This window comes from Streptomyces sp. 7R007 (genome assembly GCF_054850255.1).
In genome coordinates this window covers 1-357 of record NZ_JBTWMV010000182.1, presented here as the reverse complement: position 1 = coordinate 357, position 357 = coordinate 1, and the positions used below count along the sequence as shown (strand labels likewise).

The following is a 357-nucleotide window of genomic DNA, read 5'->3' as shown; positions in this document are numbered from 1 at the left end:
GAGCACGAGGACGAGTCGAAGAACGTCGACTGGTCGCACCCCATGCACAAGGGCATCGTCTTCTTCCAGAACGTCGACGCGATCGTCGGCCCCGACGAGCCCGTGATCTACCCCGAGCACCTCACCTCCGAGCTGGACTACGAGCTGGAGATCGCCGTCGTCATCGGCAAACCGGGCAAGTTCTTCGGCGTGGACGACGCGCCCGACCACATCGCCGGGTACGTCGTCTTCAACGACATCACCGCCCGCGACATCCAGCGCCGTGAAATGGAGTCCGGGGTGTTCTCCTTCTGCAAGGCCATCGACACCTTCTGCCCGGTCGGCCCGTACATCGTGACCGCCGACGAGATCCCCGAC

The 357-nt window shown here is 64.1% G+C and carries 1 protein-coding gene; it reads left to right on the top strand.

Translation table 11 applies throughout. The annotated features are described in order from the left end of the window. On the top strand, window positions 1-357 hold a 357-nt coding region (locus tag ACYF6T_RS44700; RefSeq protein ID WP_461703727.1), incomplete at both ends, for a fumarylacetoacetate hydrolase family protein.